Here is a 443-nt window from a genome sequence, read left to right as displayed (position 1 = left end):
GCCTTGACCATAACGACCCCGATTGAGGTTGATGGCCGGATCAATGCCGTAGAAGATGACAGTGTATTGATCACCGGCTCTGGGGCGGAAGCCAATGCCAGTGTCAGTGTGACTATCAGCGATGGCGGGAATAACCAATCGCTTACTGTGACGGCTGATGGCTCTGGGGCATGGACTATCAGTGGTAGTGAGTTTGATGTCAGCAGCTTTAATAACGGCACGCTCACCGTCAGCGCCACACAAAGTGATGCGGCGGGTAACACCTCAAGTGCAGCCAGCACCTCAGTGATTTTAGATAACGCAGCACCGAATGCCTTAACGATTGCCACCCCGATTGAGGTTGATGGCCGGATCAATGCTGTAGAAGATGGCAGTGTATTGATCACCGGCTCCGGGGCAGAAGCCAATGCCAGTGTCAGTGTAACTATCAGCGATGGCGCGAA

At 53.5% G+C, this 443-nt stretch carries 1 protein-coding gene; it reads left to right on the top strand.

Annotation, left to right across the window (positions count from 1 at the left end; translation table 11 throughout):
* On the top strand, window positions 1-443 hold a 443-nt coding region (locus H5182_RS22085), incomplete at both ends, for an Ig-like domain-containing protein (protein ID WP_220497124.1).

It is taken from the genome of Pseudoalteromonas sp. SG44-17 (assembly GCF_014164235.1).
In the GTDB taxonomy this organism is placed as follows: Bacteria; Pseudomonadota; Gammaproteobacteria; order Enterobacterales; family Alteromonadaceae; genus Pseudoalteromonas; species Pseudoalteromonas rhizosphaerae.
This window is presented reverse-complemented; position numbering and strand designations above follow the sequence as displayed.